Origin of the sequence: Rubrivivax gelatinosus (genome assembly GCF_016583785.1) — a bacterium.
GTDB classification, from domain to species: Bacteria; Pseudomonadota; Gammaproteobacteria; order Burkholderiales; family Burkholderiaceae_C; genus Rubrivivax; species Rubrivivax gelatinosus_B.
The window spans coordinates 21,079-42,118 of the sequence record NZ_NRRU01000002.1; the positions used below are offsets into that span (position 1 = coordinate 21,079).

Annotated in this window: 21 protein-coding genes; 13 read left to right on the top strand and 8 right to left on the bottom strand. The window is 73.7% G+C overall.

What is annotated here, in order from left to right; translation table 11 throughout:
* Positions 1-27 precede the first annotated feature (27 nt).
* Together CKO43_RS00980 and CKO43_RS00985 are read right to left on the bottom strand one after the other, a co-directional pair.
* Positions 28-996: an SDR family oxidoreductase gene (locus tag CKO43_RS00980; protein ID WP_200377563.1), complete on the bottom strand. Its 969-nt coding sequence runs from the start codon at positions 994-996 to the stop codon at positions 28-30.
* Between the two features lie 21 nt (positions 997-1,017).
* On the bottom strand, positions 1,018-1,524 hold the full coding sequence (locus tag CKO43_RS00985) for a hypothetical protein (RefSeq protein WP_200377566.1): 507 nt from the start codon (positions 1,522-1,524) through the stop codon (positions 1,018-1,020).
* Between the two features lie 122 nt (positions 1,525-1,646).
* Here CKO43_RS00985 and CKO43_RS00990 point away from each other — a divergent pair, with 122 nt between their 5' ends.
* Positions 1,647-2,090 carry a response regulator gene (locus CKO43_RS00990; protein WP_200377568.1) on the top strand — a complete coding sequence of 148 codons (444 nt, stop codon included), beginning with the start codon at positions 1,647-1,649 and terminating at the stop codon, positions 2,088-2,090.
* Between the two features lie 121 nt (positions 2,091-2,211).
* On the top strand, positions 2,212-2,580 hold the full coding sequence (locus CKO43_RS00995; RefSeq protein WP_200232435.1) for a hypothetical protein: 369 nt from the start codon (positions 2,212-2,214) through the stop codon (positions 2,578-2,580).
* A 43-nt stretch (positions 2,581-2,623) separates the two neighbouring features.
* Here CKO43_RS00995 and CKO43_RS01000 read toward each other — a convergent pair whose 3' ends face one another.
* The 4 genes from CKO43_RS01000 to CKO43_RS01015 all read right to left on the bottom strand — a co-directional run bounded on the left by CKO43_RS01000 (position 2,624) and on the right by CKO43_RS01015 (position 6,206).
* On the bottom strand, positions 2,624-3,205 hold the full coding sequence (locus CKO43_RS01000; protein WP_200377648.1) for a L,D-transpeptidase: 582 nt from the start codon (positions 3,203-3,205) through the stop codon (positions 2,624-2,626).
* 98 nt (positions 3,206-3,303) lie between these two features.
* Complete coding sequence (locus CKO43_RS01005) at positions 3,304-4,482, bottom strand: zinc-binding metallopeptidase family protein (RefSeq protein WP_200377570.1); 1,179 nt, start codon at positions 4,480-4,482, stop codon at positions 3,304-3,306.
* Positions 4,483-4,498: 16 nt separating this feature from the next.
* Positions 4,499-5,035, bottom strand: coding sequence for a phosphatase PAP2 family protein (locus CKO43_RS01010; RefSeq protein WP_200377572.1), 537 nt, complete (start codon positions 5,033-5,035; stop codon positions 4,499-4,501).
* Positions 5,019-6,206: a glycosyltransferase family 4 protein gene (locus CKO43_RS01015; protein WP_242481015.1), complete on the bottom strand. Its 1,188-nt coding sequence runs from the start codon at positions 6,204-6,206 to the stop codon at positions 5,019-5,021. Before CKO43_RS01015 ends, CKO43_RS01010 begins: the two co-directional genes overlap by 17 nt.
* A gap of 177 nt (positions 6,207-6,383) precedes the next feature.
* Here CKO43_RS01015 and CKO43_RS01020 point away from each other — a divergent pair, with 177 nt between their 5' ends.
* From CKO43_RS01020 to CKO43_RS01055, 8 genes are all read left to right on the top strand, one after another.
* On the top strand, positions 6,384-7,151 hold the full coding sequence (locus tag CKO43_RS01020; RefSeq protein WP_200232410.1) for an SDR family oxidoreductase: 768 nt from the start codon (positions 6,384-6,386) through the stop codon (positions 7,149-7,151).
* 146 nt (positions 7,152-7,297) lie between these two features.
* Positions 7,298-8,572: a glycosyltransferase gene (locus CKO43_RS01025; protein ID WP_200377573.1), complete on the top strand. Its 1,275-nt coding sequence runs from the start codon at positions 7,298-7,300 to the stop codon at positions 8,570-8,572.
* 28 nt (positions 8,573-8,600) lie between these two features.
* The gene (locus tag CKO43_RS01030) at positions 8,601-9,185 is read left to right on the top strand and encodes a D-glycero-alpha-D-manno-heptose-1,7-bisphosphate 7-phosphatase (protein WP_200377574.1); all 585 of its coding nucleotides are present in this window, start codon (positions 8,601-8,603) and stop codon (positions 9,183-9,185) included.
* A 370-nt stretch (positions 9,186-9,555) separates the two neighbouring features.
* Complete coding sequence (locus CKO43_RS26265; RefSeq protein ID WP_200377575.1) at positions 9,556-10,323, top strand: glycosyltransferase family 9 protein; 768 nt, start codon at positions 9,556-9,558, stop codon at positions 10,321-10,323.
* Positions 10,320-12,146: a carbamoyltransferase family protein gene (locus CKO43_RS01040; protein WP_200377576.1), complete on the top strand. Its 1,827-nt coding sequence runs from the start codon at positions 10,320-10,322 to the stop codon at positions 12,144-12,146. Before CKO43_RS26265 ends, CKO43_RS01040 begins: the two co-directional genes overlap by 4 nt.
* Positions 12,147-12,151: 5 nt before the next feature.
* Positions 12,152-13,171 carry a glycosyltransferase family 2 protein gene (locus tag CKO43_RS01045; protein ID WP_200377651.1) on the top strand — a complete coding sequence of 340 codons (1,020 nt, stop codon included), beginning with the start codon at positions 12,152-12,154 and terminating at the stop codon, positions 13,169-13,171.
* Positions 13,168-14,214 (top strand): glycosyltransferase family 9 protein, encoded by a 1,047-nt coding sequence (locus tag CKO43_RS01050; RefSeq protein ID WP_346728191.1) that lies wholly within the window; start codon positions 13,168-13,170, stop codon positions 14,212-14,214. Before CKO43_RS01045 ends, CKO43_RS01050 begins: the two co-directional genes overlap by 4 nt.
* Positions 14,207-15,169, top strand: coding sequence for a glycosyltransferase (locus CKO43_RS01055; protein WP_200377577.1), 963 nt, complete (start codon positions 14,207-14,209; stop codon positions 15,167-15,169). The genes CKO43_RS01050 and CKO43_RS01055 overlap by 8 nt, the downstream gene beginning before the upstream one ends.
* Here CKO43_RS01055 and CKO43_RS01060 read toward each other — a convergent pair whose 3' ends face one another.
* Positions 15,170-16,339 (bottom strand): pectin acetylesterase-family hydrolase, encoded by a 1,170-nt coding sequence (locus CKO43_RS01060; RefSeq protein ID WP_200377578.1) that lies wholly within the window; start codon positions 16,337-16,339, stop codon positions 15,170-15,172. It lies immediately after the preceding gene.
* A 148-nt stretch (positions 16,340-16,487) separates the two neighbouring features.
* Between CKO43_RS01060 and CKO43_RS01065 the strand changes: the two genes are divergently transcribed.
* The 3 genes from CKO43_RS01065 to CKO43_RS01075 are packed head-to-tail and all read left to right on the top strand — an operon-like array spanning position 16,488 to position 19,500.
* Positions 16,488-17,684, top strand: coding sequence for a glycosyltransferase (locus CKO43_RS01065; protein ID WP_200377580.1), 1,197 nt, complete (start codon positions 16,488-16,490; stop codon positions 17,682-17,684).
* Positions 17,681-18,478 (top strand): DUF2334 domain-containing protein, encoded by a 798-nt coding sequence (locus tag CKO43_RS01070; RefSeq protein ID WP_200377582.1) that lies wholly within the window; start codon positions 17,681-17,683, stop codon positions 18,476-18,478. Before CKO43_RS01065 ends, CKO43_RS01070 begins: the two co-directional genes overlap by 4 nt.
* Entirely contained in the window at positions 18,475-19,500 is a 1,026-nt protein-coding gene (locus tag CKO43_RS01075; RefSeq protein ID WP_200377584.1) for a UDP-glucuronic acid decarboxylase family protein, read from the top strand. Before CKO43_RS01070 ends, CKO43_RS01075 begins: the two co-directional genes overlap by 4 nt.
* On the opposite strand, the gene CKO43_RS01080 is transcribed toward CKO43_RS01075, so the two are convergent.
* On the bottom strand, positions 19,452-20,861 hold the full coding sequence (locus CKO43_RS01080; protein ID WP_200377586.1) for a sigma-54-dependent transcriptional regulator: 1,410 nt from the start codon (positions 20,859-20,861) through the stop codon (positions 19,452-19,454). The two genes, CKO43_RS01075 and CKO43_RS01080, sit on opposite strands and share 49 nt — an antisense overlap.
* Positions 20,862-21,040: the final 179 nt, after the last annotated feature.

A 21,040-nucleotide genomic window follows, 5' to 3' on the forward strand; every position in this document is an offset into this window, starting at 1 on the left:
CGATGCCGGCCGTGCCGCGCGCAGGGTTCAGATCGCGCCGACGCTGCCGGTCACCGGCAGCACGATGCCGGTGATGTAGCCCGCGCAGACCGGCGAGGCCAGGAAGACGTAGGCCGGCGACAGCTCCTCGGGCTGGGCGGCGCGCTTGAAGTCGGTCTGCTGGCCGAACTCGGCCACGTCTTCGGCCGGGCTGTCGGCCGGGTTCAGCGGCGTCCACACCGGGCCGGGCGCGACCGCGTTGACGCGGATGCCGCGGCCGATCAGGTTGCTCGCCAGCGACTTGGTGAAGGCGTGGATCGCGCCCTTGGTCGCCGAATAGTCCAGCAGCCGCGCACTGCCGCGCAGGCCCACGACCGAGCCGGTGTTGATGATCGAGCCGCCCCGGCGCAGATACGGCAGCGCGGCGCGCGCCATGCGGAAATAACCGCCGATGTTGGTGTCCAGCGTTTCCATCAGGCGCAGGTCGTCGATCTCCTCCAGGCCTTGCGCGTGCTCCTGGAAGGCGGCGTTGTTGACGAGCACGTCGAGCCGGCCGAAGGCGTCGACCGTCTGCTCGACGGCCTGGCGGCACCAGGCGTCGTCCTTGACGTCGCCCTTGAGCAGCAGGCAGCGCCGGCCTTCGGCTTCGACGTGGCGCCGGGTTTCCTGCGCGTCATCGTCCGACGAGTGGTAGGCGACGGCGACGTCGGCACCTTCGCGTGCGAACAGCACCGCCACCGCCCGGCCGATGCCGGAATCGGCGCCGGTGATCAGCGCCACGAAGTCCTGCAGCTTGGCGCTGCCGCGGTAGTCGGGCGCGAGGAAATGGGGCTTCAGTTCGAGGTCGGCCTCCTGCCCGGGTTTGTCCAGGTGCTGGGCCGGCAGTCGGACCGGCTGTTCACGCGCGCCGGCCTGCACCGCCGCCGCCTCGGGCGCCTCGGTCCGGGCGGCGTCGCGGCCGTCCTGCTGCTGCTGGATGTCGCGCTGCGTCTGCAGCGTGCTGTCGTCGGTCGCCATCGGTGCTCCTGTGATGCCGGCTCAGCGCGGCGTGTCCTCGGGCGCCGGCCGCAGGTCGGCGCGTTCGCCCTCTTCGCCCGACCGCGTCTGGGCATCCAGGCCGCGGTCGGGCGACTCGGCGACCTGCGGCAGGTCGCCCGGGTGGTCTATCAGTTCCTCGATGACGAAGCGGCCGTAGAGCTGGGCGCGTTCGGCACCGTGCGGGCGCACCGCGTCCGCGATGCGCTGGGCGAGTTCGTCGTCACCGGCGCGCACGACCAGCCAGTGGTAGCCGCGTGCGGCAAGTTCACGCTGCGCCTTCGCCAGGTTGAGCTCCTGCCCGAGCGCGGCCAGAGGGCTGGCGTGGGCCAGGTCCTCGTCCAGGCGCTCGAACATCTCGCGGTCGCTGAAGCGGCGCAGGTCGCCCGGCGGCAGTGCCAGCGGGGCCAGCGCCTGCTCGGCCGCCGCGGCCTGCACGGCAGAGGGAAACGAGATCACGACGTGCCCCTCGGGCTTGAACACGCCGAAGCTGCGTTCTTCTCGGTCCATGTCTTGCTTCCTTGGGGCGTCGATGGCCGATGTCGGCAAAGGAGGTTCCCGATGAGCTCTTGCAGACCTGCGCCGCGGCAAAGCTTGCCGAAGCGCTTTCCGGGAACCCGGGGCGACGGCAGATGAGCGCCCCGGAGTCGCTGGAGACGCGCTCCAGCAGTGCCGCAGCGGCCGCGGGCACGGTCCCCGGCCGCGCCCGGCCACAGGTCCTCTACATCGAGGACGAACCGCTGAACGCCGAGCTGATGCGCGCGCTGTTCGACCGCCGGCCGCATCTGGAACTGATCGTCGCCGCCGACGGTGCGACGGCGGCTGCAATCGCGCCGACGATCAGCCCGCAGCTGCTGCTCGTCGACCTGCGCCTGCCCGACTGCCTGGGCAGCGAACTGCTGCCGCTGCTGCGCCTGCGTTTCGGCTGGCGCGAGGTGCGCGCGGTGGCGGTCACCGCCGAACACGGCTTCGGCGTCGGCTCGTCGAGCTTCGCCGAGGTCTGGCACAAGCCGATGGACCTGGTGCACGTGCTGCGCCGGCTCGACGAGTGGTTGCCGCCGGACACATCCGACTGACAAGCCGCCTGCTCTCCGACAGGCCGTGGGAACGGACGTTGCCAAGTCCAGGGGGCGGACGACCGCGACGTGCGCCGCACGACGCGGCGGTCCTTCCACTCAACAGATCGGAGATCAGGACATGACCAAGCTGAACAAGACTCTCACGGCGCTGGCAGTCGGCGCGATGCTCGCTTCGGGCGCCGCCTTCGCCCAGGGCACCGGCACCGGCACGGGCCAGGGCCAGAGCGGCACCCAGGGCCAGGGCGGCGGCACCGATGCCTATCCGGCGAACACCGGCTCGCAGACCGGCACGCCGGCCGGCGGCCCGAACAGCGGCGTCGGCGACCCGCGCAACGGCACCGTGACCGGCACCGGCACGGGCACGGGCACCACCGGCACGTCCGGCACCCTGGGCGGCACCGGCACCAACTCGACGACGGGTACCGGCAGCAGCACCGACGGCAGCAGCACGGACACGATGCGCCAGCCGCGCAGCGACCGCAACTAAGCCTGGCCCCCCGGCACAACGGAGCGCCTCGGCGCTCCGTTTTTCATTCGGCCGACGGCAACAGCTGCGGGAACACCTGGGCCGGCTTGCGCCACTCGGGCAGCACGTAGACGACACCGGGGCGGCGCGAGAAGGTCGGCCACACGACCTGGTCGTAGAACGAGGCCGGCACGTTGATGCAGCCAAACGAGATGCGGTTGTCGGCCGGCGTCGCCGAAGCCAGACGCTGCAGACGGCGCTCGGCCGCCACCGTCGGGCGCACGCGGTGCATCGACACCGCGGCCTCGTAGTCGACCCAGAGGATGTGGTCGCCGCGGGTGTTGCGCCCGGGTTCGAGCTCGAAGCGCCCGGCCGGTGTCGTGCGCTCCTCGGGGCGGATCTGCGCCAGCGGCCGCTCGCCGATGCCGGGCACCGAGTCGTCGCCGGCGGCCAGCCCCAGCAGCACCGGCGCACTGCCGACGACACGCGCACGCGCGTCCAGCACCCACAGCCGCGCCAGGCGCTTGTCGATGACGGCGAAGGGGCGCGCGCCGTGGTCGCGCGCGGCGACGACCGCGGCCACCAGCGCACGCGCGTCGTCGGACAACGGCGCGCTCGCGCCCTCGGCACCGGCCGCCAGCGCCATCAGCAGCGTGACCAGGCCGGTGCATCTCACTGGGGCACCCTTAGTCCTGGCGGCCGGTCCCGCCAGGCGGGAATGAGCCCCGGACAAGTCCTGAGGGCTCATGCCGTCTGCGCCCCCGACCACAAAGGCTGCGCCCCGTTCGGCTGCACACGTTCGGCGGCCGGCGCCGGCGTACGCACGCCGACCACGCGGTGCACGAAATGCAGCTTGCGCAGCGCCGGCGGCGACAGCACGAAGGGATAGAAATCGGCCACGCCCATGCTGCGCGACAGCTCGTTGAGCACCCCGGTCAGCTCCATCCAGCCGTTGACGATCGCCAGGAAGGGCCCGGGATTGCGGTCGCCGCTGTCGGCCAGCGCCGAGTTGCCGAAACGTTCGTAGTTCAGCTCCACCGTCTCGCCGTCCAGGCCGAAACTGCGTGCGGTGTCCAGCGTATCGATCATGTGCAGGTAATGGGCCCAGGTCTCGGCCCAGTCCTCCCACGGGTGGCTGCTGGCGTAGGCGCTGACGTGGCGCGCACCCCAGTCGGGCGGAGCACCCTGCTCGTAGTGGCGCGCGAGCGCGGCGCCGTAGTCGGCGCGTTCGTCGCCGAACAGGCGCCGGAAGGGCTCGTGCCAGCCGCTGTTGTCGACCAGGCGCTGCCAGTAGTAGTGGCCGACTTCGTGCCGCAGGTGGCCGAGCAGCGTGCGGTAGGGCTCGCCTAGCGCATGCCGGCGCTGCTCGCGCGTCGGGTCGTCGGCTTCCTCGACGTCGATCGTGATGATGCCGTCGGCATGCCCGGTGACGACCGCCGGCCCGCCGGGTGGCGTCTGCAGCAGGTCGAAGGCCAGGCCGCGCTGGGTGTCTTCGGCCACCCGGCTCTTGACCGGCAGGCCCAGCCCGATCAGCTGCGACACCAGGCGCCGCTGTGCGGTCGCCAGGCGCGCCCAGCGTTCGGCGTTGGCCATGATCGACAGGTCGGGCAGCGTGCGTGTCAGCCGGCAGCAGCGGCACTGCTGCGGCGACAGCGCGCCTTCGTCGGCGGGGTCGATGAGCCAGTTGCAGCCCGAGGCGCTGTCCAGGTTGGCGCAGCGCCGGTAGCGCCGCGGCCGGCGCGGGCGTGCCTCCTTCCACAGGTCGATGCCGGGCACCGGCTCCAGCGGCAGCAGGCGCCGGCGCTCGGGGTCGTAACCCAGCGGCGTGTGGCAGGCGATGCACTCGCTGTTGCGGAAGAAGACGGGCCGGCTGCAGCGGCATTCGAACTTGCGCGGCGTGATCGGCTCGGGAATGGCGGCCATGTGTCCTCCTGCTGCTTCAGAGCGTCATCAGCACCAGGGTGCCGGTCAGCGCGCCGAGCGCGGCACCGGCGGCGACGTCGCTCGGGTAATGGACCCCCAGCACGATGCGGGCCAGCGCCACCAGCAGCGCAAAGAGCGCCAGCAGCGGCGCCCAGGCCGGATAGAAACCGGCCAGCAGCAGCCCGAAGGCGACCGCGTGCAGCGTATGCCCGCTCGGGAAGCTGAAACGGTCGGGTACCGGGCAGCAGGCGCGGATGCCGGGGCACTGGTCGAAAGGCCGCGAACGCCGCGTGCCGCGCTTGAGCACCGAATACAGCATCAGGTTGACGAGGCCGAGTTCGGCGAACAGCAGCGAACAATGGCGCCCGGTCGGCCCGCCGAAGACCGCGAGCGCGACGCACAGCGTGATCCAGGGTCCGGCGTCGCCCAGTCTGCAGCAGAGCACCAGCAGCTTGACCAGCAGCGGGCGCGTCGCCCCGCGATGCAGCGCCAGCGCCCAGCGGCGGTCCAGCGCCACGCCTTGCAGGCGCGAGGCATCAAGCCAGCGCGGCATCACCCACCCGGTCGAACGCACGCCGCTCGGCGACCGCGCACAGCCGCTGCTCGAAACGCTGCAGCACCGCGCTCCAGTCGGCGGCGAGCGCGCTCTCCCGGGCGCGCCGGCGCAGCCGCGAGTCGGGGGCGGCTTCGTCCAGCGCGGCCTGCAGCGCCTGCTCGAAACCGGCTTCGTCGCCCGGAGGCGCGAGCCGGCCGTTGTCGCCGTCGATCACGTGCACCGCGGCCGCGGCGGCGTCGAAACCGGCATAGGCCAGGCCGCTGGCCAACGCCTCCAGCGTGACGTTGCCGAAGGTGTCGGTGAGGCTGGGGAAGGCGAAGGCGTCGGCGCTGGCGTAGTGGTGGGCGAGCTCGTCGCCGGTGCGCAGGCCGACGAAACGTGCCTGCGGATGGCGCTGCTCGAGCTGCGCGCGCTGCGGCCCGTCGCCGACGACCACCAGGCGCAGCGCCGGCCGTTCCTGCCGCAGCCGTTCCCAGCAGCGCAGCGCCAGCGCCACGTTCTTCTCGGCGGCCAGGCGCCCGACGTGCAGCAGCACCGGGTCGGCCGGCGCCGCGCCCCAGCTGGCACGCAGCGCCTCGTCGCGCCGCGCCGGGTCGAAACGGGTCGCGTCGACACCGCGGCCGCTGACCGCCAGGCGCACGAAACCCGCGGCCTGCAGGTCGCGGGCGAGCGCGGCGGTCGGCACGAAGCTGCAGTCGGCGAGCGCATGCAGCCGGCGCAGCCAGGCCAGCACCACCGGCTCGAGCCAGCCCAGCCGGTAGTGGCGGCTGTAGGCGTGGAAGTTGGTGCGGAAGTCGGCGCTGGTGGCGATGCCTTCGGCACGTGCCGCCGACAGCGCGGCCAGCGCCAGCGGCCCGGGCGTGGCGGCATGCACCAGCGCCGGCTTGAGCTCGCGCCAGCGCCGGCGCAAGGCGCCGCGCCGGGCCAGGCCGTAGCGCAGCTCGGGATACATCGGGATCGGGCCGCCGTGGCTGCGCCACTCGTTTTCGTCGTCGCAGAGCGCTTCGCCCGCCTGGCGCGGCCGGACCACGAGCACGCGGTGGCCGGCAGCGCGCAGATGGGCCACCGCGCGGGCGGCGGTGAGCGCGACGCCGTTGATCTCGGGCGGGTAGGTTTCGGTGACGTAGGCGATCTGCACGGTCTGGCTCTCGGTGAGGTCCGACGGCAAGGGCCGTTCCCGGCGCGGCATGGCGATTGCCATCTGCCCCCGGATGCGTGCCGCTGCCAGCGGCTTTCCGGGCTGCATTGAGCCGGTGCCGCGTGACAGCGCCGTGAGCGCCCCTGCCACGAAGCCGTCATGCCCGCACGGCGTCCATCCCGAACCGAAACCGCCCCAGGAAGACCGATGACCTTGCCCGCCCTGCTCCGCGCCCAGGCGCCCGAAACCGCGTCCCTGCGTGGACGTGTCGTGCTGATCACTGGCGGTGCCCAGGGTCTGGGCGCTGCGATCGCGCAGGTGCTCGGTGAATCCGGCGCCCGCGTCGTGCTCGCCGATCCGGCGCTGGAGCGCGCCGAGGACTGGGCCGCGGTGCTGGCCGAACGCGACATCGACGTGATGGCGCTGCGGCTGGACCTGCGCGACGTGCAGGCCTGCGAACGCACGGTCGCGGCCGTGCACAGGCGTTTCGGGCGCCTGGACGCGCTCGTCAACAACGCCGCGTTCGAGATCGCCGCGCCGCTGGCCGAGCTGTCGGTCGAGCAGATCCACGGCGCGATCACGTCGCAGCTGGCCGGCCCGTTCGTGATGGCCAAGCTCTGCGCGCCGCTGATGGCCGCCCAGACCGGCGGCGGCCACATCGTCAACATCGCGCCGCACGCCTCGCGCAGCGTCGGCCCGCACGCCAGTGTCTGCCACGCGACCAAATGGGGGCTGCTGGGCTTGTCGCAGGCGCTGCAGGCCGAACTCGAGCCGCAAGGCGTCAAGGTCTGCGCGATCGTCGCCGGCGGCCTGCGCACGCCCTTCATGCTCGAGCGATTCCCCGAGCTCGACCCGGACCGTCTGCAGGACCCGCTGCACGTCGCGCGTGTCGTGCGTTTCGTGCTGCTGCAGCCGGGCGAGACGGCGATCCACGAACTCAGCGTGCTGCCGGCCGGCGAGACCTGCGCGGCCTGAACCGATGGCCAAGGGCGCGCGGGGGCTCGGCGGCGGGCGCTGAAAGGCCGCACGCGGCCGCCCAGACGCTGACGCGCCGGGGCATGCGGTTTGCCGAACGCCGCGCCAACACCACCCTCGCCTGCACCGCCATGCCGCCATCCCCGATGAACGTCGTGCTCATCAGCGAACACGCCTCGCCGCTGGCCGGTGCCGGGGGCGTGGACGCCGGCGGCCAGAACGTCTACGTCGAACACGTCGCGCGCCGGCTGGCCGCGGCCGGGCACCGCGTCGACGTGCTGACGCGGCGCGACACCCGCGAGCTGCCGCGGCAGCTGGAGATGGCGCCCCGGCTGCGCCTGCACCACATCGACGCCGGCCCGGCGGCCTTCGTGCCGAAGGAGGCGCTGCTGCCGCACATGCCGGCCTTCGCCCGCGCCGCCGGCCAGCTGCAGGCGGTGCAGGCAGCCGATGTCGTGCACGCCAACTTCTTCATGTCGGGCTGGGTCGGCCTGGCGCTGCAGCGGCGCCTGCGCGTGCCGCTGGTGACGACCTTCCACGCGCTCGGCCTGGTGCGGCGTGAACACCAGGGCAGCGCCGACACCTTCCCGCCGGCCCGCATCGCGATCGAACGCACGCTGGTGCGGCGCAGCGAACGCCTGGTCGCCGAATGCCCGCAGGACCGCGACGACCTGGAGCGCCTGTACGACGCCGAGGGCGAGCGCATCGCCTGCGTGCCCTGCGGTGTCGACACCGCGGCCTTCCGCCCCGGCGACCGTGCCGCCGCGCGCCGGCGGCTGGGGCTGGACCCGGACGAGTTCATCGTGCTGCAGCTCGGCCGCCTGGTGCCGCGCAAAGGCATCGCCACCGTCGTCGAGGCGATGGCGCGGCTGCCGCCGGCGCTGCCGGCGCGGCTGGTGGTGGTGGGCGGCGACACGCGCACGCCCGATGCGGCGCGCACGCCGGAGATCGCCCGGCTGCGCATGCTGGCCGCACTCGGCGGCGTCGGCGGCCGGGTGCAGTTCGTCGGCCGGCGCGAGCGCCACGAGCTGCGCGACTGGTACGTCGCCGCCGACGTCTTCGCGACCACGCCCTGGTACGAGCCCTTCGGCATCACGCCGCTGGAGGCGATGGCCTGCGGCACGCCGGTGATCGGCAGCGCGGTCGGCGGCATCCGCCACACGGTGCTCGACGGCCGCACCGGCTTCCTGGTGCCGCCGCACGATCCCGACGCGCTCGCAGCCCGCATCGTCGCGCTGCACGCCGACCCGGCGCTGGCGCGCACGCTCGGTGCGGCCGGGGTGCGCCGCGTGCGCGCCGGCTTCACCTGGGACTTCGTCGCCGCCGAGCTGGCCAGGCTCTATGCCGGCCTGCTGACGCAGCGCCGGCGGGCGCCGCAGCTCGCTCCGCAGGCGCGCACCGCCGCGCGCCTGGCTTCCTGATGCCGGCGCCCGGCGCCGCGGGGCGGCGATGAACACCCGCCCGGCGGTCTTCGTCGACAAGGACGGCACGCTGGTCGTCGACCGGCCCTACAACGTCGACCCGGCGCTGCTGGCCTGGCAGCCGGCGGCGCCGCAGGCGCTGGCGGCGCTGGCGCAGGCGGGTTTCGCGATCGTCGTCGTCAGCAACCAGCAGGGGCTGGCGCTGGGCCGCTTCAGCGCGGCGCAGTTCGAGGTCTTGCGGCAGGCCTTGCAGGAACGGCTGCTGGCCGAGGCCGGTGTCGAGCTGACCGACTTCCTCTTCTGCCCGCACGCGCCGCTGGCCAGCGGCGCCCCGGCCTGCGCCTGCCGCAAGCCCGAACCCGGCATGCTGCTGGCCGCCGCCGAGCGCCACCAGCTGGACCTGGCGGCGTCGTGGATGGTCGGCGACACGCTCGACGACGTCGAAGCCGGGCGCCGCGCCGGCTGCCGCAGCATCCTCTACGACAGCGGCGGCGAGACGCTGTGGCGCAACGGCCCGCTGCGCGCGCCGCAGGCGCGGGTGCAGGACTGGGACGAGGTCGTGCACCGGGTGCTCGCCGACGCCCGCACCGAACGCCCGGAGCCCGGCCGGTGACGCCGGGCCTGCCGCTGCTGTCCGGCACCCGGCGCGCCTGGTCGCAGGCGCGGCGCGTGCTCGCGCTGCGGCTGGACAACCTGGGCGACCTGCTGATGACGACGCCAGCGCTGGCCGCGATCCGCGAGAGCCTGCCGCCGGAAGCACGGTTGACGCTGCTCACCTCGCCCGCAGGCGCCGCCGCGGCTGCCCACCTGCCCTTCGTCGACGAGCTGCTGGTTTTCGACGCGCCCTGGGTCGGCGGCGGCACGCCGAAGACGGCGATCGGCCTGGCCGAGACCGCGCTGCTGCTGCGGCTGGCCGACGGCGCCTACGACGCCGCGGTGATCTTCACCGTCTGCACCCAGAGCGCATTGCCGGGCGCGCTGCTGTGCCGCATGGCCGGCATTCCGCTGGTGCTCGCGCACAACCGCGAGAATCCCTATGCCTTGCTGAGCGACTGGATAGCCGAACCCGACCACGTGGCCGACACCATGCGCCACGAGGTGCGCCGCCAGCTCGACCTGGTGGCCGCCGTCGGCTGGCGCACCGACGACGAGCGGCTGCGCTTCGAGCTGCGCCAGGCCGACCGGGCGCGCGTGGCCGCAGCCCTGGCCGCCGCCGGCGTCGCGCCGGCGCGGCGCGACGCCGGCGCTACGCGCTGCTGCACCCGGGCGCATCGGCCGCATCGCGGCGCTGGCCGGCCGAACGGTTTGCCGGCGTCGGCCGGGCACTGGCCGCGGCCGGGCTGGCGGTGCTGGTGGCCGGCGACGGCGCCGACGAACCGCTGTGCGCCGCGGTGCTGGCGGGCATGCGCGGCGCGGGCCGGACGATCGGGCCGACGACGCTGGGTGAACTGGCGGCGTTGATCGCCGGTGCCGAGCTCCTGGTCGGCAACAACAGCGGCCCGGTGCACCTGGCGGCCGCCGTCGGCACGCCGGTGCTCGTGCTTTACGCCCAGACCAATCCGCAGCACACGCCCTGGCGCGTCCCGGCGCGTGTGCTGAGCCACGCGGTCGCGTGCCGCTGGTGCCTGAAAAGCCGCTGCCCGCAGGTGCACCACGGCTGCCTGCTGGGCGTCGGCGTCGACGAAGCGGCCGAGGCCGCGCTCGCCCTCGCCTCGGCGCAACGCACGATGAAGATGGAGCAGGACGCATGATCACGCTTGGACTCAACGCCGCCTTCCACGACAGCGCCGCGGTGCTGGTCGTCGACGGCGTTCCGGTCGCCGCCGCCGAGGAGGAGCGTTTCTCGCGCATCAAACACGCGAAGCGGCCGCTGCCCTTCACCGCCTGGGAACTGCCGTTCCAGGCCATCGCCTGGTGCCTGGAGCACGCCGGCCTGACGCTGGAGGCGGTCGACCACGTCGGCTACAGCCTGGACCCGGCGCTGTTCGCCGAAGGCCGCGAGGACCTGCGCGCCGACGACCGCATCCTGCTGCCGCTGCGACCGACCGCCGATGCGCGCCTGGCACCCTGGGACAGCCCCTGGGACCCGCTGTTCCTGTCCTACGTCGTCAACGCACCGCGCCAGCTGCGCGACGGCGCGCCGCACCACCTGCGCGCGCGCCTGTACGGCTCGCGCCCCGAGGCCATGCACTGGCGCTTCCACCACCTGCCGCACCACCTGTGCCACCAGGCCAGCGCCTTCCTCGCCGCACCGTTCGACAGCTGCGCGGTGATGACGCTGGACGGCCGCGGCGAACGTGCGACCAGCTGCTACGGCGTCTGGCGCGACGGCCGCTACCGGCCGCTGGGCGAGGTGCGCATGCCGCATTCGCTCGGGCTGCTGTACGAACGCGCCACCTCCTACCTCGGCTTCCTGCACGCCAGCGACGAGTACAAGGTGATGGCGCTGGCAGCGATGGGCAAGCCGCGCTGGGCGCGCGAGATCGGCGCCGCGGTGACGGTACACGGCGACGGCCGGTTCGAAGTCGGCGCGATGGACTTCGCCGCGCTCGCCGGCCCGGCGCGCCGGCACGGTGCCGCGCTCGAACAGCGCCACCTGGACCTGGCGGCTTCGCTGCAGGCGGTGCTGGAGGCCAAGGCGCTGGAGATCGCACGCTGGCTGCGCGAGGCCAGCGGCGAGCGCCAGCTGGCGATGGCCGGCGGCGTGGCACTGAACTGCCTGATGAACGCGCGGCTGCGCGACGAAGGCCCGTTCGAGCGCGTCTGGGTGCAGCCGGCGGCCGGCGACGCCGGCACCGCACTCGGTGCGGCGCTGTGGGTCGACGGCCGCGAACGCCTGGCTGCGGCCGGCGGCGACGGCGCCGCCGACGCGCAGGGCGCACTGCCGCTGGCGGCACGCGAATGGACCCAGACCCACGCCTACCTAGGCCCCGCCTGGAGCGACGAGGCGGTCGAGAAGGCGCTGGCCTGGGCCGGCCTGGACTACGAGGTCTGCGCCGACGACGCCGCGCTCGTCGACCGCACGGCGCAGCTGCTGGCGGCCGACTGCATCGTCGGCTGGTACCAGGGGCGCATGGAATGGGGCCCGCGTGCGCTCGGCGCGCGCTCGATCCTGGCGTCGCCGATCTCGCCGGCGATGCAGCAGCGCCTGAACGAGTTGAAGGACCGGGAGGACTTCCGCCCGGTGGCGCCGGTGCTGCCGCTGGAGGACTTCGGCGACTGGTTCGAACCGGCCACGGCCAACGGCGGTGAAGCGCCGTTCATGCTGTTCACCTTCCAGACCCGCGCCGACCGGCTGGCGCGCATCCCCTCGGCCTGCCACAGCGACGGCAGCGCACGCGTGCAGACGGTGCAGGCCGACAGCAACCCGCGGCTGCATGCGCTGCTGCGGCGCTTCGGCGTGCTGACCGGCGTGCCGGTGCTGGTCAACACCTCGTTCAACGTGCGCGGCCAGCCCATCGTCTGCAGCCCGCACGACGCGCTCGAGGCCTTCTTCGCGACGCCGCTGGACGCGCTCGCGATCGGCCGCTGCGTCATCGTCAAGCGCCGCGCGCGCGAGGTGCAGGCCGCGTGAGCGCGCTGCCGGCCGACGCTCCGCAGCGCGACCCGCAGGCGCGCCGGCCGCGGGTCTCGGTCGTCGTGCCGACGCACGGCCGCCCGGCGCTGCTGCTGCGCTGCCTGCAGGCGCTGACGGCGCAGACGCTGGCGCCGGCCGACTACGAGATCCTCGTCGTGGACGACGAACGCAGCGACGTCACGCACGCCGCGGTCGAGGCCTTCGCCATCGGCCTGCAGCCCGGCTTGCTGCGTTACCTGCGCGCCGACAGCGGCCACGGGCCGGCGGTGGCACGCAACACCGGCTGGCGCGCTGCCGCGGCCGATGTCGTCGCCTTCACCGACGACGACACCATCGCCGACCCGGGCTGGCTCGACGCCGGGCTGTTCGCGATGGCGCAAGGGCGCTGGGTGGCGGTCGGCGGCCGTGTCCTCGTGCCGCGGCCCGACGATGCCGACGAGCGCCCCACCGACCACGAGCTGATGACACGCGGCCTGGAGACGGCCGAGTTCGTCACCGCCAACGCCTTCGTGCGGCGCGCGGCGCTGCAGCTGCTGCAGGGCTTCGACGAGCGCTTCCGCCGCGCCTGGCGCGAAGACTCGGACCTGCAGTTCCGGCTCGAGGCCGTGGGTGTGGTCGGGCGCTGCGACGCGGCAATCGTGCTGCACCCGGTGCGGCCGGAGCGCTGGGGCGTGTCGCTGCGCCAGCAGAAGAACGTCTTCTACGACGCCCTGCTCTACCGCAAGCACCCGCGCGCCTACCGCGAACGTGTGCACCCGGTGCCGCCCTGGGACTACTTCGCCGTCGTCGCGCTGGTGCTGACGGCGCCGCTGCTGCTGCTGGCCGGCGCGCCGGTGACGGCCGGTGCGGCGCTGCTGATCGCGCTGGCGCTGATCGCCGCCTTCGCCTGGCGCCGGCTGCGCACCACCACGCGCCGGCCGGCGCATGTGCTGGAGATGCTGGCGACCTCGGCGCTGATCCCCTTCCTCGCGGTCTACTGGCGGCTGCGCGGCGCCTGGCACTTCCGCGTCGCCTTCGTGTGAACCCGCTGCCGGCGGGCCTGCGCCGTGTCGTCGTGCTGCGCGCGCTGATGCTCGGCGACCTGCTGTGCGCGACGCCGGCGCTGCGTGCGCTGCGGGCCGGGCTGCCGGGCGCACGCATCGCGCTCGTCGGCCTGCCCTGGGCGCGCGAACTGGTGCAGCGCCTGGAGAGCCTGGACGAGTTCATCGAGCTGCCCGGCTGGCCCGGCCTGCCCGAAACCGAGACGGCACCGCTGGCCCAGGCGCTCGGTTTCGTCGCCACGATGCGCCAGCGCCGCTGGGACCTGGCGCTGCAGCTGCATGGCAGCGGCGCCGTCGTCAACCCGCTGCTGGCTTCGTTCGGCGCGCGCCTGAACGCCGGTTTCGCGGCGCCGGGCACGCCGCGGCCGGCGGCCGACCGGCGCCGCTTCGTCGCCTGGCCGGAGCACGGCAGCGAGCTCGAGCGCCTGCTGGTGCTGACCGACGCGCTCGGCCTGCCGCGTCGCGGCACGCAGCTGGACTTCCCGCTCTTCGACGAGGACCGCCGCCGCGCCGCAGCGCTGCTCGGCGAAGGCCGCTGGGCCCTGGTGCACGCCGGCTCGCAGCTGCCGTCGCGGCGCTGGCCGCCGGAACGTTTTGCCGCCGTCGCCGACGCGCTGGCCGACAGCGGCCTGCAGGTCGTGTTGACCGGCAGCGCAGCCGAGGCGCCGCTGGTCGCGGCGCTGCGGCAGAAGATGCGGCAACCGGCGCTGGACCTCGCCGGCCGCACCGAGCTGTGGACGCTGGGCGCGATCGTCGAACGTGCCGCGCTGGTGGTCTGCAACGACACCGGCATCTCGCACATCGCGGCGGCGCTGGGCACGCCCAGCGTCGTCGTCGCCAGCGGCAGCGACGTCGCGCGCTGGGCGCCGCGCGACGCCAGCCGCCACCGCGTGCTCTGGCATCCGGTGCCCTGCCGGCCCTGCGCCCACCCCGTCTGCCCGACCGAACACGAATGCGCCGCCGGCGTCGAGGCTGCCGCGGTGCGCGCCGCGGCGCTGGCGGCGCTGGAGACCGACCATGCCTGAGTTCCGCCCCCGGCGCCGCCTGCGCATCCTCACCTGGCACGTGCACGGCAACTACCTCTACAACCTGACCCAGGTGCCGCACGACTTCTGGCTCGTCACCGACGAGCAGCGCAGCCCCCATCACGGCGGGCGCTGCGGCGTGCTGCCCTGGGGCGACAACGTGCACGAGGCGCCGGTCGAGCGCCTGCGCGAGATGGACTTCGACGTGCTGCTGTTCCAGTCGCGCCAGGCCTGGGAGCAGGAGCAGCACCAGGTGCTAAGCGCGGCGCAGCGCGCGCTGCCGCGCATCGTGCTCGAGCACGACCCGCCGCAGCTGAGCCCCACCGACACGCCGCACTGGTGCACCGACCCCGGCGCGCTGCTGGTCCACGTGACGCCGTACAACGCGCTGATGTGGGACAACGGCGCGGTGCCGGTGCGCGTCATCGAACACGGCGTCAAGCCGCTGGCCGAACCGCCCTGGACCGGCGCCGACCTGCGCGGCCTGGTCGTCGTCAACAACCTGCGGCTGCGCGGGCGCCGCCTCGGCCTGGACGTCTACCAGACGATGGCTGAACGCGTGCCGCTGCGCCTGGTCGGCATGGACAGCGCGTCGGTCGGCGGCGACGGCGAGCTCTCGCAGCTGGAGCTGCCGGCGGCGCTGGCGGCGCACCGATTCTTCTTCCACCCGATCCGCCACACCAGCCTGGGCCTGGCGGCGATCGAGGCGATGATGGCCGGCCTGCCGGTGGTCGGCCTGGCGACGACCGAACTCGTGACCGTGATCGACAGCGGCCGCAACGGCTTCATCGACACCCGGCCCGAGCGCCTGGAGCAGGCGATGCAGGCGCTGCGCGCCGACCGCGGCCTGGCGGCCGAATGGGGCGCGGCCGGCCAGCGCGACGCGCGCGAGCGTTTCGGCATCGCCCGCTTCGTAGCCGACTGGCTGCGGCTGCTGGCCGAAGCGACCGCCTGATCAGCGGCAGGGCAAGGGCTGCAGGCAGTCGCGGCAGGCGCGGTTCTGCCAGCGCGGGCTCTCGGCACGCGGCGCGAGCTGCGCCTGCAGCCAGCCGGTGAAGGCCTGGCCGCCGGCACGTGCGCTGTAGAAACCGTCGTCGCGCAGCAGCGTGTGATAGCTGCCGGCGGCGATGAAATGGCGGTAGTTCGGCAGCGTGCGGTCGGACGCGAGCTGTGCCGTCATCTGCCCGTTCCAGTCGAGCGCGACGTTGGGGCATTCGCCGCCGGGGCCGTAGTACTGCTCCATCAGGCCGTAGAAGCCGACCTGCACCTGGTCGAGCACGGTCGTGAACTGCGCCAGCCGGGCCTGCGGCAGGCCGGCGGCGGCACGATGCATCATCTGCGAGCCGGGCATGGTCTCGGGCGCGCCGAAGATCCAGGGCGCGAGCTGCGGGTTCCAGCCGGCGCGGCCCGGGTTGCCGAAGTCGAAACCGGGTGTCGTCACGCCCTGGCTGGAGTCGGCGAGCACGGCCAGCCGCGCCTCCGGGTAGGCCTTTGCGACCCAGGGCGAGTTGGCGGTGGCGCCGTAGCCGCCGGCGCTGGAGCCGGCGACCAGCACCTGGCTCGGCGCCGGCACATGCTGGCGTGCCCACTCGAGCACGACCATGAAGTTGTCGAAGCCGCGGTGCTCGATCGGGAAGGTCGACGGCAGCGGATACACCGGATGGCCGGCATTGGCGTAGCTGCGCGTCGCCGAGCCGGTGTGGATGTCGCCGGTGCAGTACGGGATGTAGACCTGGGTCCAGTCGTGCACCGGATTGGACGGGTCGTCGGCCCGGAACAGGCCGCCCAGGTCTTTCGGGCCGGGCTCGGCCGGTGCCTGGGGCACGAAGAACTGTGGCACGCCTTCGGGCAGGCCGTCGGCGGCCGGGTAGGTGCAGGTGAGGTCGTCCCAGCAGGCGCCGCCGCCCTCGAAGAAGACGACAAGTTTGTCGCTGCGGCCGGCACGGGTCCAGAAGCGGAAGGTGGCGTCGGTGCCGGGATAGCCCGAACAGGTCGCGGCGTGGCTGCGGCCGTCCAGCCCGGTGACGGGCGGCGGTGCGTCGATGCGCTGCCAGTCGGCGGCGCCGGCCTGGGCCGCAGCCAGTGTCAGCGCGCCCGCCAGCGTCAGCATCCCGGTTCGATTCATGGGGCTCCTCCTGATGTAGGCCGGGTCGTTCCGGCCGGCCGACTCTAGGGAGACTCCGGCGCGCGGCGTCCTGCGCAGCTAGGGATGGTGTTCGGTGCCAGCTGGAGGCAATTCGACGGCGGGAACGCCATTTGCCGACAGCGCCGCCATGCAGACACTCGCATCGACCGACCGGCGTGGCCGCCCGCATCTGCTGGATGCGTCGATGTTCCGCACCGCCGAGGGCGGCGGCGGCGTGCACCGGGTGCTCGGCGCCAAACGCGAAGGCCTGCTGGAACGCGGCTGGCGCCACAGCGTGCTCGCGCCCGGCGCCACCGGCGCGGACGAGATCGACTGCGGCGGCGTGCCGATCCCCGCCTCCGGCGGCTACCGCTTCGTGCTGCGCCGCCGGCACGCGGCTCGCCTGATCGAGGCCGCCGAACCCGACATCGTCGAAGCCGCCGACCCGTATGTGCTCGGCTGGGCCGTGCTCGACGCCACCGCGCGGCTGAACGTGCCCTCGGTGGCGTTCTGCCACAGCGACCTGCCGACGCTGATGGCGCGTCTGGTCGGCGGCCCGGCGGCGACGGCACGTGGGCGCTGGGCCGAAAGCCATGCGGCCCATTACCTCTGCCGGCTCTACAGCCGTTTCGACCTCGTGCTCGCGCCCAGCCGCGCGATGACGCAGCGATTGCACGCGCTCGGCATCAGCCACGCCCAGCACCAGCCGCTGGGCGTCGACTGCGCGGCCTTCACGCCCGCGGCCAACTCGCCGCGCTGGCGCGAGCGGCTCGCGGCCGGGCTCGGGCTGGCGCCGGCGACGCGGCTGCTGGTCTACACCGGGCGTTTTGCGCCGGAGAAGAACCTCGACCTGCTGGCCGACGCCGTGCGCAGGCTCGGCCCCGGCCACGCGCTGGTCGCGATGGGCTCCGGGCCGCGCCCGCCGCAAGGCGCTCATGTGCGCCTGCTGCCGGCGAGCAGCGACACGCGCCGCATCGCCCGGCTGCTGGCCAGTGCCGATGCCTTCGTGCACGCCGGCGACCAGGAGACCTTCGGCCTGTCGGCGCTGGAGGCCATGGCCTGCGGCACGCCGGTCGTCGTGCACGCCGCCGGCGGACTCGGTGAACTGGCCACCGGCGTCGGGCTGACGGTGCCCTCGCTGCGTGTCGAGGTCTGGGCCGAGGCCTTGCGTGCGGCGCTGGACCACGGCGCCTCGCCGCTGGCCTGGGCCGGCATGGCGCGCGCTCGGGCGCACGACTGGAGCCTGGTGCTGGAACAGCTGACGGCGCGCTACCGGCTCGCGATCCGCGAGCACCAGCGCGCACGCGGCCACGGCGTCCTGTTCGCACCGCCGCAACCCTCGTGACTGCCGCCGCCGCGCCCAGGCGCCACGTCGCGGTGGTGCTGCACGACGTCGCACCGTCGCGCTGGGCCGGCTGCACCCGCGTCATCGCCCAGTGCCAGCAGGTGGCGCGCCATGCCGGCGTCGCGCTGCCGCTGACGCTGCTGGTCGTGCCCGAGATGCACGGCGAGGCGGCATCGCCGGAATTCCTGCGCTGGCTGCGGCGCCAGGTTCAGCTCGGCCACGAACTGGCGCTGCACGGCTACAGCCACCACGACGACGGGCCGCGGCCGAACAGCCTGGCCGAACACCTGCTGCGACGCTGGTACACCGACAACGAAGGCGAGTTCGCCGCGCTCGCACACGAAGCCGCCGCCGAACGCCTGAGCGCCGGCCTGGCCTGGGCCGAGCGCCACGGGCTGCCGATCGCCGGCTTCGTCGCCCCGGCCTGGCTGATGAGCCCCGGCGCCTGGGCCGCCGTGCGCGCCGCCCCCTTCGACTACACCTGCACGCTGGCCGGCGTGCACGCGCTGCCGGGCGGCGAGGCGCTGCACGCGCGCAGCTTCGTCTTCAGCACGCGTGCCGCCTGGCGCCGCCAGGCCTCGCTGCTGTGGAACCGCACGCTGGGCCTGGTGCAGTACCGCGCCCCGCTGCAGCGTTTCGAGTTGCATCCGAGCGACTGCGACCAGGCCTCGGTGAGCCGCTGCTGGTCGACGCTGCTGGAACGCGCGCTGCGACAGCGCGAACCGCTGAAGATGGCCGAGGCCGCGGCACTGGCGCGCCGCACCGGCACGCCGCCTGCCCGGGCGGCGGCATGAAAAACCCGCCGCCCTCCACCGCCCACGCGGTCCTCGTCACCGGCGCCGCCGGTTTCGTCGGCAGCCACCTGTGCGAGCGCCTGCTCGAACGCGGCTGCCGCGTGCTCGCGCTCGACAACCTGTCCTCAGGCGACGCCCGTCACCTGGAGCCGTTGCAGCGCCATCCGGCGTTCCGCTTCCTGCACCACGACATCACCGAGCCGCTGCCCGCCGAGGCGCACGCGGTCGAGCGCATCTTCAACCTCGCCTGCCCGGCCAGCCCGGCCTATTACCGGCGCCACCCGGTGGCCACCGTGCTGTCGAGCGCGGTCGGCGCCTGGCGGCTGCTGGAGCTGGCGCAGCTGAACGGCGCCCGCCTGCTGCACGTCTCGACGAGCGAGGTCTACGGCGACCCGCAGGTGCACCCGCAGCCCGAGCACTACTGGGGCCACGTGAACCCGATCGGCGAACGCTCGTGCTACGACGAAGGCAAACGCTGCGCCGAGGCGATGTGCATGGCCTACGCGCGCGAGCGCGGCGTCGTCGTGCGCCTGGCGCGGCTGTTCAACTGCTACGGCCCGCGGCTGCGCCCGGGCGACGGCCGCGTCGTCAGCAACTTCGTCGTGCAGGCGCTCGCCGGACGGCCGCTGACGGTCTACGGCGACGGCCGCCAGACGCGCAGCTTCTGCTACGTCGACGACACCGTCGCCGGGCTGCTGGCGCTGATGGACGGCGAGACCGTCGGCCCGATCAACCTCGGCAACCCCGAGGAGCACACGATGCTGGAGCTGGCCCGGCGCGTGCTGCGCCTGACGTCCAGCCGCTCAGCGCTGGAGTTCCACCCGCTGCCGGCCGACGACCCGGTGCGGCGCAAGCCCGACATCGCCGCGGCCCAGGCCGCGCTGGGCTGGGCGCCGCGCATCGCGCTGGACGACGGGCTGGCGCGCACCATCGGCTACTTCGCCGCGCTCGCGGCGCCGGCGCAGCTTCAGGCTCAAGGCATGGTCTCGCCGTCGGCGGCGTACTCCTTGAGCCGGTTGTAGAGCGTCTTCAGGCTGATCCCGAGCACCGCGGCGGTACGCTCCTTCTGGTGCTTGTAGTGGCGCAGCGTGGCCTCGATCAGCGCACGTTCGGCCTGCGCCATCGAGGTGCCGATGGGCAGCGTGACGACGTCCATGCGCGGCACCGAGGGCGCGGGTTCGGACGCGACGACCGCCGCCGGCGCCGGCGGCACGAGTGCCGCGCCCGGCGCCGCACGCGGCAGCCACTGGTCGTCGATGACGTCGCCCTCGGCCATCACGTAGGCACGCTGCACCGCGTTGCGCAGTTCGCGCACGTTGCCCGGCCAGGGATACTGCGCGAGCTGCTCGAGCGCCGCCGGGCTGAGGCTGCGCTTGCGCCCTTCCTGGGCGTTGATGCCGTCGAGGAAGTGCTGCGCCAGCAGGCCGACGTCGGACAGCCGGTCGCGCAGCGGCGGCAGCTCGATCGGGAAGACGTTGAGCCGGTACAGCAGGTCTTCGCGCAGCCGGCCGGCGGCCACCGCCTGGTGCGGCGGGCGGTTGGTCGCGGCGATGATGCGCACGTCGGCTTCCTGGCTGACGGTGGAGCCGACACGCATGAAGCGCCCGGTCTCGAGCACACGCAGCAGCTTGACCTGCAGCTCCAGCGGCATCTCGGTGATCTCGTCGAGGAAGAGCGTGCCGCCGCTGGCGCGTTCGAAGAAGCCCAGGTGCTGGCGGTCGGCGCCGGTGAAGCTGCCCTTCTCGTGGCCGAAGATCTCGCTTTCGATCAGGTTGGGCGAGATCGCGCCGCAGTTCACCGCCAGGAAGGGCCGCTGGCGCCGGCGCGACAGGTCGTGCACCGACTGCGCGACGACCTCCTTGCCGGTGCCGCTCTCGCCGGTGATGAACACCGTCACCGCGGTGCCGGCGACGCGCGAGATCTGCTCGTAGACCCGCAGCATCGGCTGCGACTGGCCCCAGAGGTGGCCGAACTGGCCGCTCTTGGCCAGGCCGGCGTTCAGCGTCTCGACCTCGGCTTTCAGCGCCGAGGGCTTCATGAAGCGCGCCAGCACGCCTTCGAGCTGGCGCATCACGATCGGCTTGACGAGGTAGTCGGCGGCCCCCAGGCGCAAGGCCTCGATCGAGGTGTCCAGGCTGGCGTGCCCGGTGATCAGCACGATCTCGGAGTTGGCGACGAGCTGCGGGTCGGCGAACAGGTCCATGCCACTGCCGTCGGGCAGGCGCAGGTCGAGCAGGACGAGGTCGGGCTGCTGCAGCGCGATCTGGCGCCGCGCGTCGCGCAGCGTGTGGGCCACCGCGACCGTGAAACGGTCGCCGGCCACGAGCTCACGCAAGGTGGTGGCCGAGTCGACGTCGTCGTCCACGATCAGGGCATGGTGCATCGGCATGGTGTGTCGGGCGCCTCGTGAGCGCCATGGCGAGTTTGCGGTCGAACGATCATCGGCGACGCCGCCCCCGCTTCCGGGAGCGGGTACGACGGTCTTGTATCGATCTGTGTCCTGCTCGGGGTGGCGCCCGCCGCGCCCGATGCCATCGCGGACCCCGATTCAACGCCCACGGC

Coding starts and splice junctions, on each gene's coding strand:
- CKO43_RS00980 (WP_200377563.1), bottom strand. CDS start 996: ATGGCGACCGACGACAGCACGCTGCAGACGCAGCGCGACATCCAGCAG.
- CKO43_RS00985 (WP_200377566.1), bottom strand. CDS start 1,524: ATGGACCGAGAAGAACGCAGCTTCGGCGTGTTCAAGCCCGAGGGGCAC.
- CKO43_RS00990 (WP_200377568.1), top strand. CDS start 1,647: ATGAGCGCCCCGGAGTCGCTGGAGACGCGCTCCAGCAGTGCCGCAGCG.
- CKO43_RS00995 (WP_200232435.1), top strand. CDS start 2,212: ATGACCAAGCTGAACAAGACTCTCACGGCGCTGGCAGTCGGCGCGATG.
- CKO43_RS01000 (WP_200377648.1), bottom strand. CDS start 3,205: ATGGCGCTGGCGGCCGGTGCCGAGGGCGCGAGCGCGCCGTTGTCCGAC.
- CKO43_RS01005 (WP_200377570.1), bottom strand. CDS start 4,482: ATGGCCGCCATTCCCGAGCCGATCACGCCGCGCAAGTTCGAATGCCGC.
- CKO43_RS01010 (WP_200377572.1), bottom strand. CDS start 5,035: ATGCCGCGCTGGCTTGATGCCTCGCGCCTGCAAGGCGTGGCGCTGGAC.
- CKO43_RS01020 (WP_200232410.1), top strand. CDS start 6,384: ATGACCTTGCCCGCCCTGCTCCGCGCCCAGGCGCCCGAAACCGCGTCC.
- CKO43_RS01025 (WP_200377573.1), top strand. CDS start 7,298: ATGAACGTCGTGCTCATCAGCGAACACGCCTCGCCGCTGGCCGGTGCC.
- CKO43_RS01030 (WP_200377574.1), top strand. CDS start 8,601: ATGAACACCCGCCCGGCGGTCTTCGTCGACAAGGACGGCACGCTGGTC.
- CKO43_RS01040 (WP_200377576.1), top strand. CDS start 10,320: ATGATCACGCTTGGACTCAACGCCGCCTTCCACGACAGCGCCGCGGTG.
- CKO43_RS01055 (WP_200377577.1), top strand. CDS start 14,207: ATGCCTGAGTTCCGCCCCCGGCGCCGCCTGCGCATCCTCACCTGGCAC.
- CKO43_RS01060 (WP_200377578.1), bottom strand. CDS start 16,339: ATGAATCGAACCGGGATGCTGACGCTGGCGGGCGCGCTGACACTGGCT.
- CKO43_RS01065 (WP_200377580.1), top strand. CDS start 16,488: ATGCAGACACTCGCATCGACCGACCGGCGTGGCCGCCCGCATCTGCTG.
- CKO43_RS01075 (WP_200377584.1), top strand. CDS start 18,475: ATGAAAAACCCGCCGCCCTCCACCGCCCACGCGGTCCTCGTCACCGGC.
- CKO43_RS01080 (WP_200377586.1), bottom strand. CDS start 20,861: ATGCACCATGCCCTGATCGTGGACGACGACGTCGACTCGGCCACCACC.